Source organism: Stenotrophomonas sp. NPDC077421, assembly GCF_049545505.1.
GTDB lineage: Bacteria > Pseudomonadota > Gammaproteobacteria > Xanthomonadales > Xanthomonadaceae > Stenotrophomonas > Stenotrophomonas nematodicola.
In genome coordinates, this window is sequence record NZ_JBMWDP010000054.1 from 1 (window position 1) to 17,092 (window position 17,092).

The following is a 17,092-nucleotide window of genomic DNA, read 5'->3' on the forward strand; positions in this document are numbered from 1 at the left end:
GGTCATTGACCGCGCCCAGGCGGCTGTGGGTGGAGTCGACCCTGGCCCAGGTGTGCACGCCATCAACGCCGGCGGCGTGGTCGCCGTTGCGGTCGCGCCAGGTATGGCGCAGCAGCTGGGTGAGCGCAAACTGGTTGGCCAGGTAGGCGCCGGTCTCCGGACGCAGAACCGGCGCCGGGGCCGGATCGATCGGATCGATCGGATCGATCGGATCGACCGGGTCAACCGCATCCACCGGATCCACCGGATCAACCGGATCGACCGGATCAACCGGATCAACCGGATCAACCGGATCGACCGGATCAACCGGATCCACCGGGTCAACCGGATCAACCGGATCCACCGGATCGACCGGATCGACCGGATCGACCGGATCGACCGGATCAACCGGATCGACCGGATCCACCGGGTCAACCGGATCGACCGGATCAACCGGATCAACCGGATCAACCGGATCAACCGGATCAACCGGATCAACCGGATCAACCGGCGTGCAGCCGGGCAGGGCTGGATTGGCCTCGCACGGGTTGGTCGTCGGGATCTCCGAGCGCAGGTACCAGTTGCCGTCCTGGTGTTTGACCAGGAAGTACTCGTACTGCCCACCCACGGCACGACCGATCAGATCGAACTGTGCATTGGACGCACCGCCGACGGTGATCAGTGCAATGCCCAGATCGGTCTTTGCACCGGTCCCGCCGGCGTTGAGCACGCGTACACCGGCCTGGCCGTCGGCATCGCCGGTGATTGCCAGCGTGTCGGTGGCGGAGTGGTCATCGCCCAGCACGGTGTTGAACAGCAGCGTGCCGCCGTTGCCGGCAAACGTATTGACGGCCAGGGTATTGAAGGCAGTGCCGTTGCCCAGTGCGACGGTACCGGTGGGATCGAGCTGCAACCGATCGACGTTGCTGTCGCCGGTCAGCATCCAGGTGCTGCCGCTGCCCACCGTTGCCGACGTGACGTCGGTGAATCGGCCATCGATACGCGCATTGTTGAGCAGCTGAACGTCGAGCGTGCCGGTGACGGTACGCGTGTCGAAGGTGACATCCCCGCTGAGGCGCGAGTCGTCCACCGTGAAGGCCACCGAGGTCCAGCCACGGGACGGCGTCGCGTCAAACGCGCGGACCAGCATCAGATGGTTGTCGCCGCCCACCAGTTGCGCAGCATTGGCAACCCGTACGTCATAAGACGCATTGACATTCCCGTAAGCCGCAACCTGTATCGCGGCGCCGCGCGCCGAACGCACCGTCGATCCATCCACCCGCAGTCTGAGGGTATCGGTGTCCGGAAGGGCGCCCATGAGCTGGACGCCAACGTTGGCCGCTTCGATGGAGGAGCCATTGACGATATCCACCGTACCGCCGGCCATGCGCACGCCAATGCCGGAGACGCGGTCCGAAACACCCGGATTGTCGGCGACACGGACCAGGGTGGCATCGAGCAGTGCATGCGCCCTGCCGATCGCCGTGGTCTCGCTGATCAGATCCACGCCCACGCTGGCGCCGGCGAAGCTGCCACTGAGGTCATCCATCAGAATGCTGCTGCCGATCAGATGCACGGTAGCGTCATTCTGCAGATGAAGGCCGCCATCGATGAAGGTCGACCCAATGGCGCGCAGGGAGGCGGCGTCGGTCAGTTCGAGGGTCTTGTTCGGGCTGGACATGCTGCGGCGCGACACGGTGGTGCCAATGAGGTCCACCTGTGAGGTGCTGTCGGCAATGATGTTGAACGTGGCGCCGTTCCTGACCACCAGACGTGCATCATTGCGGAGCGTCCATGTGTCGGCAGCGTCGCCGATGCCCACGTCGGCCTCCTCGCCATCCAGCACGCGCGCGTCCAGATCGCCGAACGGGAGCGAGGTCAGCGCAAGGATCACAGCACAGGTCAGCAGCCTGACAGGCGGATGACCAGGATGTCGGGTCGTGATGGCGTTCATGGTCGTGGGTCTCTCGATCGGGATAGGCCGGGGAGTTCGTGAGGTGGCCGGGCAGACTGCAGGGGGAACGGTGCAGCGGCGGTACCCTGGCGGTCGCAAATGACACGGACTGTCCAGCAGGGGATGCGCAGTGTCGCGATCGGACCTGCGTCAACCCATACAATTTCTTGCAGATTGTCTGCGTCTATCGCTGGCGATCATCGCCACCGGTGGACCCTCGTTCCGACGGCACGCGCAGGTCATGCCCCGCTGCGCGCTGGCGTCACGACAGCCACTGGCGCCGGGCCCCAGGCGCCGGCGTCCAGGTCATCGTCTTGGGGAGATCCGTCGAGGACGTGCAGTGTCGTGTTGCCAGGTCGGCTGACACACGCAGCAGATCGCCGTGGCGCTGCGGCGATGCACGGCGGCCGTCGGCACGTCAGACGACCGCTGTGCCCTGCTACACCGGCGGCAGCACTTTGCCGGGATTGAGGAGTCCGTCCGGATCCAGCGCCCGCTTGATCGCCCGCATCGCCGCCAGCGTGGCGGGCGTGAAGGCCTGGGCCATGAAGTCGCGCTTGGCCAGGCCGATGCCGTGCTCGCCGGACAGCGTGCCGCCCAGGGCGAGGGTCAGCGCGAAGATCTTCGGCAGGGCGGCGTGCGCGCGTGCGCTCTCGTCCGCGTCGTCGGGGTGGTACAGGATGTTGACGTGCAGGTTGCCGTTGCCGGCATGGCCGAAGGTGACGATGGTCAGCGCGTGTTCCTGCGCCAGCGCCTGCACGCCGGCGACCAGATCGGGAATGCGCGACACCGGCACCACCACGTCTTCGTTGATCTTGCCCGGGGCGATGCTGCGCAGCGCCGGCGACAGCGCCTTGCGCGCTGCCCAGAGCGTCTCGCGGGCGCTGCCTTCCATCGCCACGTCCAGCGCGATCAGGCCGTCGCCTTCGGCGGCGGTGGCCAGCGCCTGCAGCAGATAGGGCAGGGTGTCGTGATCGCCGTCGGCCTCGACCAGCAGCATCGCGCCGGCCTCGGGCACCACGGCACCATTGCGGCGCAGCAGCTCCAGGCTGCGCGCATCCATGAATTCCAGGCGGGTGGGCACCACCGGCTGCGCCATCAGGCGCGACACCGCGGCCGCCGCCGCATTGGCGTCGCGATACAGTACGCGCAACCCGGCCTGGGCCACGGGCAGCGGGGTCAGCTTGAGCGTGGCTTCCACGATCAGCGCCAGCGTACCTTCGCTGCCCACCAGCAGATGGGTCAGGTCGTAGCCGGTCGCATCCTTGGTGTACGCCCCTCCGCACCGGATCACCTCGCCGGCACCGGTCACCGCCACCAGGCCGAGCACGTTGTCGCGGCTGGTGCCGTACTTCACTGCGCGCGGGCCGCCGGCGTTGCAGGCGAGGTTGCCGCCAATACTGCAGATCTCCGCGCTGGACGGGTCCGGTGCCCAGAACAGACCATGTGGTACCAGCGCGTGCTGCAGGTCGCCGTTGAGCACACCCGGCTCCACCACCGCGCAGCGGTTGCCCGGCTGGATGTCGAGGATGCGGTTCATGCGCGCGAACGAGAGCACGATGCTGCCATTCACCGGTACCGCCGCGCCGGTGGTACCGGTGCCGGCGCCGCGCGCGACCAGCGCGATGCCATGCACGCGGCATGCACGCACCAGGGCGACAACCTGGTCGCGGTCGCGCGGGAAGGCCACGCCGGCCGGCAGCGCATGCCGCCACGAGTTGTCCTGCGCGTGCGCCTGCAGCGCGCTGTCGTCGGTGCGCCAGCCGTCGTCGCCCAGCAGGGCATGAAGGGTGGCGGCGAAGGCGGCGGGCAGGGCGGTGGTCATGGGGTGTTCCGGGACGAGGCGGGGGCAGGGTGGACCAGCTTCCAGCCGATCACGGCGGTGCAGAGTGGCAGCCACACCCAGCGCAGCTCGGAGAGCAGGGTGGTGATGCCACGTGCGTTGAAGAACTGGCCGGCGAACGGCGAGACGCGGATCGGCCGCCACGGCGCGAACAGCCGCTCGCCGCTCCACGGCCACCACAGCGCCACGCCCAGGCCGCCGGAGGTGAAGGCATCCAGCAGCGGGTGCGACAACGTGCTGATGCCGACAAACGCGGCGGCCTGCACGGCCGTGGCGCGCAGACGCCGGTGCAGCAGTGCTGCCAACGTGGCCAGCAGCGCGGCGAACAGAAGCGAGTGGCTCGCACCGCGGTGACCGAAACTGTCGGCGTAGGGAATGTGCAGCGCGAACGCCAGCACGTCCGCGTCCGGCAGCATCGCCGCCACCACGCCGGCGGCCAGCAGCGGCGTGGCGATGCGGCCGCGGTCGGCCGCGCACCACAGCGCCAGCGGAATGGCGGCATGGGTAAGAACGGTGGGCATCAGCAATCCTCCAGCCGGAAGGCATCCCGCAGCCAGCGCAGCTGCGGTGGGTCGCCAGCGGCCTCGACCACATCGAAGCGGCAGGGCCGGTCGGCCAGCGCCGGATGCGCCAGCAGGAACAGCTGCGCGGCCAGCACCAGCTTGCGGCGCTTGCGCAGATCGACCGAGACGGCACCGCCGCCGAACGCGGCCGACGCGCGGTAACGCACCTCCACGAACACCGTGGTGTCGCCGTCGCGCATCACCAGGTCCAGTTCACCACCGCGGTAGCGTGCGTTGGCGGCCAGCGGCTGCAGGCCGGCGCGACGCAGATGCGCCCGTGCCGCCGCTTCCACCGCCGCGCCGCGCTGCGCGCGTCCGGTGGCCATGCCGGACCTAGTTGGCCGACGCGATCGGCGTCGGCCGACCGCCGCTGAAGGTCGACCACACCGGCACACGCAGCACGTTGCCGTTGCTGTCAAGGAACAGTGTGCCGGTGGCGCCGGCCAGTGCGCCCTCGGTGGCGATCTTGTCCAGGTAGGCGCTGATCTTCCACGCATCGAAGCCGAACGCGAACAGGCGGCCGGACGCGCCGCGTGCCGAGGGCAGGATCTGCCCGGCGGTGGAAGCGGCCGGCAGGCCGGCCACGCCGCGCACATTCCAGGCTTCGTTCGGATAGATGATGCCGTCCAGCGCCATGTCTTCCTCGGGCTTGCCGCTGCCGAGGGTCAACTGCGAGGTGCCCACGCGGCTGGCGCCGCCGGCGCCGGCCAGCGCCAACTGCGGCGCCAGCGTGCGGGCCTGCGGCGCCTTCACCGCCAGGAACACGCCATCCACGCTGCCTGCGGCGCGCAGCTGCGCGCCGACATCGCCCACGGTGTCGTTCACGCCGACCGTGGCCGCCACCTGGCCGCCACGCTGGGTGAAGCGCTCGCGGAACGCGGCGGCCGCGCGGCGGCCGGTCTCGTCGTTGCTGTGCACCACCAGCACCTTGCCGCGCTCGCGGCCGCGCAGGTACTCGGCGGCGATGATGCCGTCGTCTTCGGGGGCCATCGAGAAGCCGGCGCTGCCGGCCGGCGGGCTGCCCTTGCCACGGTTCAGTGCCAGCACCGGCACCGGCAGCTGCGCACGGCCGAACACCGCATCGACCTCGTCGCGGCCCAGCGGCCCGACGATGAAGTCGGCGCCCGCGCCCACGGCCTTGTCGTAAGCGGCCACGGCACCGGCGGCGGTGCCGGCGGTATCGATGAACTGGATCTCCGGGCGGCGGCGCGACTCACCGTAGTAACCGCTGAGCAGGCCATCGCGGACCGGCTGTGCGGCGGTGGCCAGGCGACCACTGAGCGGCAGCAGCACGGCCATCTTCACCGGCGGGCGGTAGCCATCGGACATCGCCGGGGGGCGCTTGCTGGTGTCGAACTGGCTGGCGCCATCGCGGTCGAACGGACGCGGCAGCGGCAGGCCACGGGCAATCAGCGCGCGACCGGCGAAGTTGTACAGCGGCTCGTTGGCCGGCAGCGCGGCGGCCCTGGCCCGCAGGGTGGCGTCGTCCAGGGTGCCGAGCAGGCTGGCGATGGCCTGCTGGTTGTCACTGCGCGCCTTGCCGGTCAGCGCGGCATGTGCGCGGGCGCGCTCCAGCGCGGCGCCGAGGGTGTCGCCGGTGGCCTGCAGCGCATTGGCGCGGGCCAGCTGCCAGCGCGTGCGCAGCGACGGAGCCACTGCGTCCGAGGATTCCTTCAGTGCGGCCAGCGCCTGTGCCGGCTGTCGGTCGGCCAGTGCCAGCTCGGCACTGGTGAGCTGGTAACGCTGCAGGCTGGCGCCGGTGAGCTGGCGCGGCTGCACCTGGCTCAGCAGGCTGCGGGCGCGGGTGGCATCGCCGGCTTCATGCCAGGCGAAGGCAGCGTCGGCCAGCGCGGCACTGCGGGCACTGCCACGCAGGGTGTTGGCCAATGCTTCGAGCTGCACGGCGGCATCACGCGGCTTGCCCTGCTCGATCAGTGCCAGCGCCTGGCTCTGCGCCGGGGATTCGGGGGCACTGGTGAGGCTGGTCGTGGCGCAGCCGGCGAGCAGCAGCAGCGACAACGAAAGGGCAGAGATCCGTGCGACGGGCTTGTTCATGATCAGGTCCATTCGATGGGGGCAGCGGCCGTGGCCGGGGAACGGTACGATTCTACCCTTGACCCATGAGTGCCGTTGCGATGAGTGCTGTCCCCACGCTGTATGTCGTTGCCACCCCGATCGGAAACCTCGCCGACCTGACGCCGCGCGCGCAGGAGGTGCTGCGCTCGGTGGCCGCGATCTGCGCCGAGGACACCCGCCGCAGCGGCCAGCTGCTGGCCCACTTCGGCATCCAGCAGCCGCTGGTGGCGCTGCACGACCACAATGAAGAAGCGTTGTCGCAGCGGATCGTGGCGCGGCTGCAGGCCGGGGAGTCGTTGGCGCTGGTCAGCGATGCCGGCACGCCGCTGGTGAGCGATCCAGGCTACCGCCTGGTCCGCGCGGCGCGCGAAGCGGGCATCCGGGTCAGCCCGGTGCCGGGCGCGTGCGCGGCGATCGCGGCCTTGAGCGTGGCCGGTCTGCCCAGCGACCGCTTCACCTTCGAAGGCTTCCTGCCGGCCAAGGGAGCGGGCCGCCGCGAGCGGTTGAATGGACTGGCGGGCGAAACCCGCACGCTGGTGTTCTACGAATCCTCGCACCGCATCACCGAATCGCTGGCCGACATGGTGGCCGCGTTCGGGGCCGAGCGACCGGCGGTGATCGCGCGCGAACTGACCAAACTGTTTGAAACGGTGCTCGACGGCACCCTGGGCTCGCTGCTGCAGCAGGTGGAAGCCGACGACAACCAGCGCAAGGGCGAGTTCGTGGTGATGGTGCAGGGCGCCGCCGACGACGCGCAGGCCCAGCTTGCTGCAGGCCGCCGCATGTACGCCAAGCTCAGCGAGCACCTGCCGCCTTCGACCGCCGCCAAGCTGGCGGCGGAACTGACCGGCGCGCCGAGAAAGGCGCTGTACGGGAGTTGAGCTGCGGTCGGGTGGTCGTCAGTGCCTGGGATGCAGCGCCGATGTCGGAACATAGGGCAGCCGGCCAACGGTCGGCTCCACCGGTGTGCTGTCCCGAGCAACAGCCCCCTTCAGTACAGGAGGCACGCCGACAGGCGGGGGGATGTGGGGGCTGGTGGCACCCTGGGGGCTTCTTCGCAGAAGGCGAAGAAAGGGCGGAGCCGGCCGATAAGCCGGGTTTTGTCGTGGACAGTCATTCTTCTAGGCGCTGCGTCACCGCAGCGCTCAAGCAACCTACCCGGACCCGACGCGGGCCACGTCATTAGGTCCCTATTTGGTCTTGCTCCAGGTGGGGTTTGCCGTGCCGGTCTGTTGCCAGACTCGCGGTGCGCTCTTACCGCACCATTTCACCCTTACCGGCTCCCCGAAGGGAACGTAGGCGGTATCTTTCTGTTGCACTTTCCGTCGGCTCGCGCCGCCCAGGCGTTACCTGGCACCTTGCCCTGTGGAGCCCGGACTTTCCTCGGCATCCGCAAGGGATGACGCGACTGTCTGGCCGACTCCGCCGCGCGCATTGTCCCACATCCGCTGCGCGGCAGGGACGTGGATGCGGGACTACGGTGCAGGCGTGTTCAACCGGGTCTCGCCGATGCAGCGGCCATCGGCGGCGAAGCGGCGCTCCTGGATGAAGCCGTGGCCGCGTTCGTCCAGGGCGATGACGGTACTGGCACGGGTGCCGTAGTCGGGGCTGCGGATGAATGCCGAGGACAGCCAGCGCTCGCGCTCCAGGCCGATGCCGGTGTCGGGCAGGGCGTCGTCGTCGGCACGGCCCTCATTGGCCAGCGCCTGCCAGAGCGGGTCCAGCGCGACCTCGCCACGGGCGATCCAGTCGCCGAGGGCCTCGACCAGGTTCACGGTTTTCGGCCACGGCGCATCGAGCGGGCCATTGGACATGCCGTGCAGGCCCGGCGACAGCGTCCGTCGCAGCAGGGGATGGTTGCCCAGGAACTGGCAACTGTCGCGGTCGGCCAGCAGCAGGTTGAACGGGGCGAAGGCGGAGGCATCGGGGGCCAAGGCATCGGCGAAGGCGGCGGCCGGGGCGCTGCCACGCAGGAAGTCGGCCACCAGCGCACCACGCGAGGGGCCGGTCTGGCGGGCCAGCGGGTCGCGCACGTTGGTCACCACCGCCATCCGGCCGTTCTGGCCGATGCCGGCCCAGGTGCCGCCGGAGCGGAGGTCGCGCCCGGCCATCACGCCGGTGTCGGGTGCGGGCCAGGCCGCCAGCGCGGCGGTGGGCCGGGCGTGGAACTCGTCGCGGTTGCCGGCCATGACCAGCTGCCAACGGGGGTGGGCCTTCCAGGCCAGAGCGAGCAGACACATGCGCCGATTGTGCCGGGTTTGCGCACGAACAGGTCGAAGCCGACCCCCGCGCGACTGAATGCGGGCAAGGGTTTCACGCCCTCTGCACAGGCCTGAACTTCCGATCAATCTCAAAAATTGAGACGAAACAGCAACTTGTGGATAAGCCTTGAACAAGTCTCTAAACATTGCTGCAAGCCCTTGATGTTCCAAGTGATTTCGGCTTCGCAAAGTTGTTGACAACCCAATCGGCACTGCTAAGGTGGGCAACAGAGGGAAAACCGGGTTTTTTGTGGTTTTTCGTGGTTCAATGTTTCACCGGGCAAAGGAAAAGGTGCAGGCGTCGTGTTCCAGGGCGAGACGGCCATCACAGTTGATGACAAAGGGCGCATGGCGGTTCCCACCGCTTATCGCGACCTCGTCGCGCGCGCCAGCAACAACCGTCTCGTGCTCACCTACAACCCGTTCGAGTCCGGCTGCCTTTGGCTCTATGCCGAATCGGAGTGGGAGCGGGTGCGGGACGACGTCATGTCCAAGCCCAACACACAGCGTGTCGTGCGTCTGCTGCAACAGAAGCTGGTCGGTTCGGCCGCGCATCTGGAGCTGGACGGCAACGGTCGCATCAGTATTCCCGCCAGCCACCGTGGTGCCGTTGGCATTGAAAAGAAGGCGGTTCTGCTCGGCATGGGCGACAAATTTGAATTGTGGAGCGAGCAGGCACATCGCGCGTTGATCCAGCAGACATTGTCTGACGAGGATCTCGGCGATGGGTTGCTCGACCTGAAGTTGTGAGCCGGGGTGCCCGGGTGCGCGGGGGCGCGCAGGCCGGTCACCTTCCGGTGTCGCAGTCGCCGGCGGGCCATCTGCCGGTGCTGTACACGCAGGTCCTGGAAGGCCTGGCGGTGATCGAAAACGGACGGTATCTCGATGGCACGTTCGGTCGTGGCGGTCATGCCCGCGGCGTGCTCGAGCAACTCGGTCCTGGAGGCCGGCTGCTGGTCATGGACAAGGATCCCGAAGCGATTGCGGTGGCCGAGCGCGATTTCGCGCCGGACCCGCGCGTCTCGATCTTCCGTGGCAGCTTCGCCGACCTGCTGCATTGGGATGCCACCGCCGATGGCCTGGACGGGGTGCTGTTCGACCTCGGCGTGTCGTCGCCGCAGCTGGATGTGGCCGAGCGCGGTTTCAGCTTCGGCAAGGACGGCCCGCTGGACATGCGCATGGACCCGGACAGCGGCGAGAGCGCGGCGCAGTGGCTCAATCGCGTTGAAGAGCGTGAGCTCATGGATGTGCTGTGGACCTACGGCGAGGAGCGCCAGGGCCGCCGCATCGCCCGCGCGATCATTGCGCGCCGCGACAGGCAGCCGTTCGCCCGCACTGCCGAACTGGCCGAGCTGATCGCCTCGGTGATGCCGCGTGGCAAGGACAAAATCCACCCGGCCACGCGCAGCTTCCAGGCCATCCGCATCCACATCAACCGCGAACTGGCCGACCTCGAAGCCGGCCTGGACGCGGCAATGGCGCGGCTCAAGCCCGGTGGCCGGTTGGCGGTGATCAGCTTCCACTCGCTGGAAGACCGCATCGTCAAGCAGTTCATGAACCGTCATGCCAAGGCCCCGCCGACCAACCGCCGGCTGCCGGAACTGACGGCGTTCGTGCCGACGCTGGACCTGATCGGTGGCGCCATCAAGGCCGACGACGACGAGCTGGCGGTCAACCCGCGCTCGCGCAGTGCCGTGCTGCGTGTCGCCGAAAAGCGTGCGGTGGCCGGATGAGCCGCCTGCTGCTCATTGTGCTGCTGGCCTGCACGATCGCCTCGGCGATCGGCGTGGTGTTCATGCGCCACCGCCACCGCCAGACCTTTGTGGAGCTGTCCAAGGTCGAGCGCGCGCGCGATGAGCTCAATATCGAATTCGGCCGCCTGCAGCTGGAGCAGGCCACGCTGGCCGAAGCGACCCGGGTCGATCGCGTTGCCCGCGAACGCCTGGGCATGAAGTTCCCCGAGGCCGCCGACGTCGTGGTGGTGCGCCCATGAGCAAGTCCGGCCGCAACCGTGCCCGCAACAGCTTCAACCTGCGCCAGCGCCTGACGTGGGTGGGTCTGGCGCTGGGCCTGTGCTCGGTGTCGCTGGTTGGCCGCGCCGCCTACGTGCAGATCATCAACAGCGAGTTCTACCAGCGCCAGGGCGAAGCCCGCTACCTGCGCGAGCTGCCGATCAACACCTCGCGCGGCATGATCACCGACCGCAACGGCGAGCCGGTGGCGGTGTCCACCCCGGTCGCCTCGATCTGGGTCAATCCGCAGGAACTGCTGCGCGAACCCGAGCGCATCCCGGAGCTGGCCACCGCGCTCGGCATGCCGCTGGACGAGCTCAACGCCCGCCTGGCGCAGAAGGCCGACAAGGAATTCATGTACCTGCGCCGCCGGATCAACCCCGACGACGCCGAGAAAGTGGTGGCGCTGAAGATCCCCGGCGTCGCCTCGCAGCGCGAGTTCCGCCGCTTCTACCCGCAGGGGGAGGCGATGGCGCACGTGCTGGGCTTCACCAACATCGACGACCGCGGCCAGGAAGGGCTGGAACTGGCCTTCGACGAGTGGCTGCGCGGCAAGCCCGGCGCCAAGCGGGTGATCCGCAACCGCAAGGGCGATACCGTCGAAAGCGACCTGCTGCGCCCGGCCGAACCCGGCAAGGACCTCACCCTCAGCATCGACCGCCGCATCCAGTTCCTGGCCTTCAAGGAGCTGCGCAACGCACTGATCGCCAACAAGGCGGCCGGTGGTTCGATGGTGATCATGGATGTGGCCACCGGCGAAGTGCTGGCGATGGTCAACCTGCCGACCTACAACCCCAATTCGGTCGGCGGTGCCGCGCCGGACACGCGCCGCAACCGCGCGGTCACCGATCTGGTCGAGCCCGGTTCGACCATGAAGCCGTTGACCATCGCCTCGGCGCTGCAGTCCGGCGTGGTCACCAAGGACACCATCGTGGACACCAATCCCGGCTACATGGCCGTGGGCCGGTTCACCATCAAGGACGTGCCGCGCAACAACGGCGTGCTCAACGTCACCGGGGTGATCACCCGCAGCTCGAACATCGGCGCCGCCAAGATCGCCGCCAGGATGCCGGACCAGGTGTTCTACGATCACGTCCACAGCTTCGGTTACGGCGTGGCTCCGCACAGCGGCTTCCCCGGCGAATCGGCCGGTGTGCTGAAGCGCCCCGCCCGGTGGGACGGTGCCACCAAGACCACCATGTCCTACGGCTATGGCCTGAATGTCACGCCGCTGCAGATCGCCACTGCGTACTCGGCGCTCGGCAACGGCGGCAAGCTGATCGCGCCCACCTTCGTGAAGGGACAGCGCAACGAAGGCAAGCAGATCATCGACGAAAACATCGCCAAGGAAGTGGTGGCGATGATGGAAACCGTGGTCACCCAGGGCGGCGCCAAGCAGGCGGCGGTGCTGGGCTACCACGTGGCCGGCAAGACCGGTACCGCGCGCAAGACCGGTCCGGGCGGATACGAGCGCGGGCATTACAACGCGCTGTTCGCCGGGGTCGTGCCGGCCAGCAACCCGCGCTTCGCCACGGTGATCGTGATCAATGACCCGCAGGCGGGCAAATACTACGGCGGCCTGGTGTCGGCACCGGTGTTCCACAACGTCATGGAAGGCGCGCTGCGCCTGATGGACGTGCCGCCGGACGATATCGAGTCCTGGCTGGCCGCGCAGCAGTCCGGAAAGATGGGGCACTCCGCCTCGATCCTGCCGGCGCCGCCGGCCGAGGTGGTCCTGCCGGCCGATGCCGCCGCTGAATTCGATGCCGCGCTGCCCAGCGCGCACGCCACGACGCCCCCCGCGCAGGGAGGCACGCAATGAGCCAGACGATGTTGCTTTCGCAGTTGATTCCCGACGTGGCGCTGCCCCACGACCCGACCATCACCGGGCTGGTGCTGGACAGCCGCGCGGTGCGCCCGGGCAATGCCTTCGTGGCGATCGCCGGCTTCGGCGCGCACGGGCTGGGCTTCGTCGAGCAGGCACGTGCTGCCGGCGCGGGCGCGATCCTGTTCGATCCGCCGGCCCCGGCCGAGCTGCCTGCCCCGGCCGACGCGATCGCGGTGCCGGGCCTGCGCATGCGCATGGGCGCGATGGCCGACCAGTTCCACGGTCACCCCTCGCGCGCGATGACGATGGTGGGAGTGACCGGCACCAACGGCAAAACCTCCACCGTGCAGCTGCTGGCCCAGGCCTGGCACCTGCTTGGCACCCGCAGTGGAAGTATCGGCACGCTGGGGGTCGGACTTTATGGTGATGTGGTGCCGACCGGCTTCACCACCCCGCTGGTGCTGCAGATGCACGCCGTGCTGGCGCAGCTGCGCGATGGCGGCGCGCAGGCAGTGGCGATGGAAGTCAGCTCGCACGCGCTCGACCAGGGGCGGGTGGACGCGGTCCACTACGACGTGGCGGTGTTCACCAACCTCACCCGCGATCATCTCGACTACCACGGCGACATGGCGCAGTACGGTGCGGCCAAGGCCAAGCTGTTCCACCGCGCGGGCCTGAAGGCCGCGGTGGTCAACCTCGACGACCCGTTCGGCAGTGAACTGCTGCGCACCCTCGACGCCGGCGTGCAGCCGGTCGGGGTCAGCTCGCGCGGCGCGCAGCAGGCCGCGGTGCGTGCCGATTCGCTGACGCTCGACGGTCGCGGCATCGCCTTCGACCTGGTCGTTGGCGGTGAACGCCACCCGGTGCAGTCACCGCTGCTCGGCCGCTTCAACGTGGACAACCTGCTGGCCGTGGCCGGCGCGCTGCTGGCGCTGGACCATGCCCCGGCCACGATCGCCGCGCTGCTCTCGCAGCTGCAGCCGATCGCCGGCCGCATGAACCGTCTTGGCGGTGCGAACGGCCAGCCCACCGTGGTGATCGACTACGCCCATACCCCCGACGCGCTCGAACAGGCGCTGGCCAGTCTGCAGGGCCATCTGGCCGGGCGGCTGGTGTGCGTGTTCGGCTGCGGTGGCGAACGCGATACCGGCAAGCGCCCGCAGATGGCTGCCATTGCCGAACAGCACGCCGATGTGGTGATCGTCACCGACGACAACCCGCGCGGCGAAGACGGCGATGCCATCGTTGCCGACATCCTGGCCGGGCTGCGCGCGCCTGACGCCGCCATCGTGCAGCGCGACCGCGCCGCCGCGATCACCCGGGCGATCGGCCTGGCGGGCGCCGGCGACATCGTGCTGATCGCCGGCAAGGGTCATGAACCCTACCAGGAGATCGCCGGCGTGCAGCATCCGTTCAATGACACCGAGGTGGCCGCACGCGTCCTGGCGGCATCGCACGGGGAGGCGGCACGATGAAGCGCACGCCGCTGTCACTGATCGCCCACTGGGCCGGTGGCGAGATCCACGGTGAAGACACCGCGATCGACGCCATCAGCAACGATACCCGCACCCTGGCCCCCGGCAGCCTGTACGTGGCGCTGCGTGGCGAGCGTTTCGACGGCCACGACTTCGCCGCCGACGCCGTCGCGCGCGGCGCGTCGGCCATGCTGGTCGAGCGCCTGCTCGATGTGGCGCTGCCGCAGATCGTGGTCGCCGACAGCCAGCACGCGCTGGGTCGGATCGCCGCCGGCATGCAGCGTGACCGCCAGGCCGAGGTGTTCGCCATCACCGGCAGCAACGGCAAGACCAGCGTCAAGACCCTGCTGCTGGCGATCCTGCAGCAGGTTGCGCGCGAAGAAGGGCGCGTGGTGTATGCCAACCCCGGCAACCTCAACAATGAAATCGGCCTGCCGCTGGCGCTGATCGACGCCCCCGAAGACGCGGACTACGCGATCTACGAGATGGGCGCAGGCAAGCCGGGTGACATCGCCTACCTGACCGACATCGTGCGCCCGCGCTATGCGCTGGTGAACAACATCGCGCCGGCGCATCTGGAACGCATGGGCAGCCTGCAGGGCGTGGCGACCACCAAGGGCGCCATCTACGCCGCGCTGCCGGCCGATGGCGTGGCGGTGATCAATGCCGACGACGCCTTCGGTGCCTGGTTCGAACAGCACGTGGTCGGCCAGCCGCCGCGCAGCCGCGTGCTGCGCTACGGCCTGGACCACAGTGCCGACATCACCGCGCTGTCGGTGCGCCTCAGCGTCTCGGGCAGCCGGTTCGTGCTGTCCACCCCGCAGGGCCAGGCCGAAATCGTGCTGGCGTTGCCGGGCCGCCACAACATCGGCAACGCGCTGGCTGCCGCATCGCTGGCGCTGGCGGCCGGCATCACCCTGGCCCAGGTCGCCGCCGGTCTGGCGCGCGCCGAGCCGGTGCCGGGCCGTCAGGTCGCGCACGTGCTGCCGGGTGGCGCGGTGCTGATCGATGACAGCTACAACGCCAACCCCGGTTCGCTGGACGCCGCCATCGATGCGCTGGCCGCCGCCGGCGACGAAGGCTGGCTGGTGCTCGGCGACATGCGCGAGCTCGGCCCGGACGGCGAAGCGCTGCACGCGCAGGCCGGCCGTCGCGCGCGCGACGCCGGGCTCAAGCGGCTGTACACGCTGGGCACGCTGAGCGCCGCCGCGTCGGCCGCTTTCGGCGACGGTGGCCGCCATTTCAGCGACCACGACACCCTGGCCGCTGCACTGGCCACCGAACTGCATGCTGGCGTGCGCTGCCTGGTCAAGGGCTCGCGCGGCAGTGCGATGGACAAAATTGTCAAAGCGCTGCTGGCGCGAGGAGAGGAAACCCCCAATGTTGCTTGAACTGGCCCGATGGTTGCAGCAGTTGGAGAGCCTGTTCGGGCTGTTCGGCTATCTGACTCTGCGCGGCATCCTCGCGGCGCTGACCGCGTTGTTCCTGTCGCTGTGGCTGGGGCCGGCGATGATCCGCAGGCTGGCCCAGTTCAAGGGTGGCCAGCCGATCCGTACCGACGGTCCGCAGACCCACTTCTCCAAGGCCGGCACGCCCACGATGGGCGGTTCGCTGATCCTGCTGACCATCACCCTGTCAGTGCTGCTGTGGGCCGATCTGCGCAACCGCTATGTCTGGGTGGTGCTGGCGGTGATGCTGTGCTTCGGCGCGATCGGCTGGTACGACGACTGGATCAAGATCGTGCGCCGTGACCCGAACGGTCTGAAGTCGCGCTGGAAGTACCTGCTGCAGTCGATCTTCGGCCTGGCCGCCGGCCTGTTCCTGTTCTATACGGCCGATGTACCGGCCGCGATGACCTTCTATATCCCGATGTTCAAGTCGGTGGCGCTGCCGCTGGCCGGCATCAGCTTTGTGGCCATCGCCTACTTCTGGATCGTCGGCTTCTCCAACGCGGTCAACCTGACCGACGGCCTGGACGGGCTGGCGATCATGCCGACCGTGCTGGTCGCCTGCGCGCTGGGTGTCTTCGCCTACGCCTCGGGCAACGTGGTGTTCTCCAGCTACCTGCAGATCCCGCAGATTCCCGGCGCCGGTGAACTGGTGATCATCTGCGCGGCCATCGCCGGCGCGGGCCTGGGCTTTTTGTGGTTCAACACCTACCCGGCGATGGTGTTCATGGGCGACATCGGCGCGTTGGCGCTGGGCGCGGTGCTGGGCACGATCGCGGTGATCACCCGCCAGGAACTGGTGCTGGTGATCATGGGCGGTGTCTTCGTTGTCGAGACGCTGTCGGTGATGATCCAGGTCGCCTCGTTCAAGCTGACCGGCAAGCGCGTGTTCCGCATGGCTCCGATCCACCACCACTTCGAACTGAAGGGCTGGCCGGAACCGCGCGTGATCGTGCGCTTCTGGATCATTTCGGTGGTGCTGGTCCTGATCGGCCTGGCCACGTTGAAGGTCCGCTGATGAACGATCTGTCGCGCCAGGCAACCCGCCTTGAAGCCATCGGAGGCCACTTCGACAAGTGGCTGCTGGGCGCGATCATCGCGCTCACCGGGCTGGGCGTGGTGATGGTCGCGTCCAGCTCGATCGCGTTGATGAGCAGCCCGTTCTACTACCTCAACCGCCACCTGATCTTCCTGGCGGTCGGCATCGGGCTGGCCATCGTGGCCATGCGCACCGAGCTCAAGAGCATCGAGCAGTACAACCAGATCCTGCTGCTGGGCTGCTTCGCCCTGCTGGTGGTGGTGTTCATCCCCGGCCTGGGCAGCAGCGTCAACGGTGCCCGGCGCTGGATCAACCTGGGCATCTCCAAGTTCCAGACGGTCGAAGCGGTCAAAGTGCTCTACATCGTGTGGCTGTCCAGCTACCTGGTGCGCTTCCGCGACGAGGTCAACGCGACCTGGCCGGCGATGCTCAAGCCGCTCGGCGTGGCCGGCGCGCTGGTGGTACTGCTGCTGCTTCAGCCGGACTTCGGTTCTTCCACCCTGTTGCTGGCGATCACCGCCGGCATGCTGGTGCTGGGCGGGGTGAACATGCCGCGCATGTCCATGCCGGTGGTCATCGGCATGGTCGGCATGAGCGCACTGGCGATCATCGAG

Annotated in this window: 15 protein-coding genes and 1 other RNA gene; 9 read left to right on the forward strand and 7 right to left on the reverse strand. The window is 68.6% G+C overall.

Annotation, left to right across the window (positions count from 1 at the left end; genetic code table 11):
- From ACPEH1_RS19205 to ACPEH1_RS19225, 5 genes are all read right to left on the reverse strand, one after another.
- Window positions 1–1,873 (reverse strand): autotransporter outer membrane beta-barrel domain-containing protein (locus ACPEH1_RS19205; RefSeq protein ID WP_423716220.1); only part of this gene is annotated, 1,873 nt, incomplete at its 3' end.
- Between the two features lie 499 nt (window positions 1,874–2,372).
- On the reverse strand, window positions 2,373–3,758 hold the full coding sequence (locus tag ACPEH1_RS19210; RefSeq protein ID WP_423716221.1) for an FAD-binding oxidoreductase: 1,386 nt from the start codon (window positions 3,756–3,758) through the stop codon (window positions 2,373–2,375).
- Entirely contained in the window at window positions 3,755–4,297 is a 543-nt protein-coding gene (locus ACPEH1_RS19215) for a metal-dependent hydrolase (RefSeq protein WP_136003664.1), read from the reverse strand. The genes ACPEH1_RS19210 and ACPEH1_RS19215 overlap by 4 nt, the downstream gene beginning before the upstream one ends.
- On the reverse strand, window positions 4,297–4,665 hold the full coding sequence (locus tag ACPEH1_RS19220; protein ID WP_136003666.1) for a YraN family protein: 369 nt from the start codon (window positions 4,663–4,665) through the stop codon (window positions 4,297–4,299). Before ACPEH1_RS19220 ends, ACPEH1_RS19215 begins: the two co-directional genes overlap by 1 nt.
- Window positions 4,666–4,672: 7 nt before the next feature.
- A complete protein-coding gene (locus tag ACPEH1_RS19225) occupies window positions 4,673–6,394 on the reverse strand; it encodes a penicillin-binding protein activator (RefSeq protein ID WP_166472612.1) in 1,722 nt (573 codons plus the stop codon).
- A gap of 80 nt (window positions 6,395–6,474) precedes the next feature.
- Between ACPEH1_RS19225 and rsmI the strand changes: the two genes are divergently transcribed.
- Window positions 6,475–7,296 (forward strand): 16S rRNA (cytidine(1402)-2'-O)-methyltransferase, encoded by an 822-nt coding sequence (gene rsmI, locus ACPEH1_RS19230; RefSeq protein ID WP_017357224.1) that lies wholly within the window; start codon window positions 6,475–6,477, stop codon window positions 7,294–7,296.
- 192 nt (window positions 7,297–7,488) lie between these two features.
- Here rsmI and rnpB read toward each other — a convergent pair.
- Both rnpB and ACPEH1_RS19240 read right to left on the reverse strand, forming a co-directional pair.
- Window positions 7,489–7,839, reverse strand: an RNA gene (rnpB, locus tag ACPEH1_RS19235) — RNase P RNA component class A.
- Window positions 7,840–7,890: 51 nt separating this feature from the next.
- Window positions 7,891–8,655 carry an NRDE family protein gene (locus tag ACPEH1_RS19240; RefSeq protein ID WP_287251417.1) on the reverse strand — a complete coding sequence of 255 codons (765 nt, stop codon included), beginning with the start codon at window positions 8,653–8,655 and terminating at the stop codon, window positions 7,891–7,893.
- A gap of 324 nt (window positions 8,656–8,979) precedes the next feature.
- Here ACPEH1_RS19240 and mraZ point away from each other — a divergent pair, with 324 nt between their 5' ends.
- The 8 genes from mraZ to ACPEH1_RS19280 all read left to right on the forward strand — a co-directional run.
- Window positions 8,980–9,426: a division/cell wall cluster transcriptional repressor MraZ gene (gene mraZ, locus ACPEH1_RS19245; protein WP_017357226.1), complete on the forward strand. Its 447-nt coding sequence runs from the start codon at window positions 8,980–8,982 to the stop codon at window positions 9,424–9,426.
- Between the two features lie 14 nt (window positions 9,427–9,440).
- Window positions 9,441–10,409 carry a 16S rRNA (cytosine(1402)-N(4))-methyltransferase RsmH gene (rsmH, locus tag ACPEH1_RS19250; protein WP_153165009.1) on the forward strand — a complete coding sequence of 323 codons (969 nt, stop codon included), beginning with the start codon at window positions 9,441–9,443 and terminating at the stop codon, window positions 10,407–10,409.
- On the forward strand, window positions 10,406–10,669 hold the full coding sequence (gene ftsL, locus ACPEH1_RS19255; RefSeq protein WP_017357228.1) for a cell division protein FtsL: 264 nt from the start codon (window positions 10,406–10,408) through the stop codon (window positions 10,667–10,669). The genes rsmH and ftsL overlap by 4 nt, the downstream gene beginning before the upstream one ends.
- Window positions 10,666–12,510, forward strand: coding sequence for a peptidoglycan D,D-transpeptidase FtsI family protein (locus tag ACPEH1_RS19260; protein WP_312707055.1), 1,845 nt, complete (start codon window positions 10,666–10,668; stop codon window positions 12,508–12,510). The genes ftsL and ACPEH1_RS19260 overlap by 4 nt, the downstream gene beginning before the upstream one ends.
- Window positions 12,507–13,991 (forward strand): UDP-N-acetylmuramoyl-L-alanyl-D-glutamate--2,6-diaminopimelate ligase, encoded by a 1,485-nt coding sequence (locus ACPEH1_RS19265; RefSeq protein WP_136003672.1) that lies wholly within the window; start codon window positions 12,507–12,509, stop codon window positions 13,989–13,991. Before ACPEH1_RS19260 ends, ACPEH1_RS19265 begins: the two co-directional genes overlap by 4 nt.
- The gene (locus ACPEH1_RS19270) at window positions 13,988–15,382 is read left to right on the forward strand and encodes a UDP-N-acetylmuramoyl-tripeptide--D-alanyl-D-alanine ligase (RefSeq protein WP_313242978.1); all 1,395 of its coding nucleotides are present in this window, start codon (window positions 13,988–13,990) and stop codon (window positions 15,380–15,382) included. Before ACPEH1_RS19265 ends, ACPEH1_RS19270 begins: the two co-directional genes overlap by 4 nt.
- On the forward strand, window positions 15,372–16,457 hold the full coding sequence (gene mraY, locus ACPEH1_RS19275) for a phospho-N-acetylmuramoyl-pentapeptide-transferase (protein WP_017355440.1): 1,086 nt from the start codon (window positions 15,372–15,374) through the stop codon (window positions 16,455–16,457). Before ACPEH1_RS19270 ends, mraY begins: the two co-directional genes overlap by 11 nt.
- Window positions 16,457–17,092: FtsW/RodA/SpoVE family cell cycle protein (locus tag ACPEH1_RS19280; protein WP_423716222.1), on the forward strand; the 636-nt coding region annotated here is incomplete at its 3' end. The genes mraY and ACPEH1_RS19280, both read left to right, overlap by 1 nt.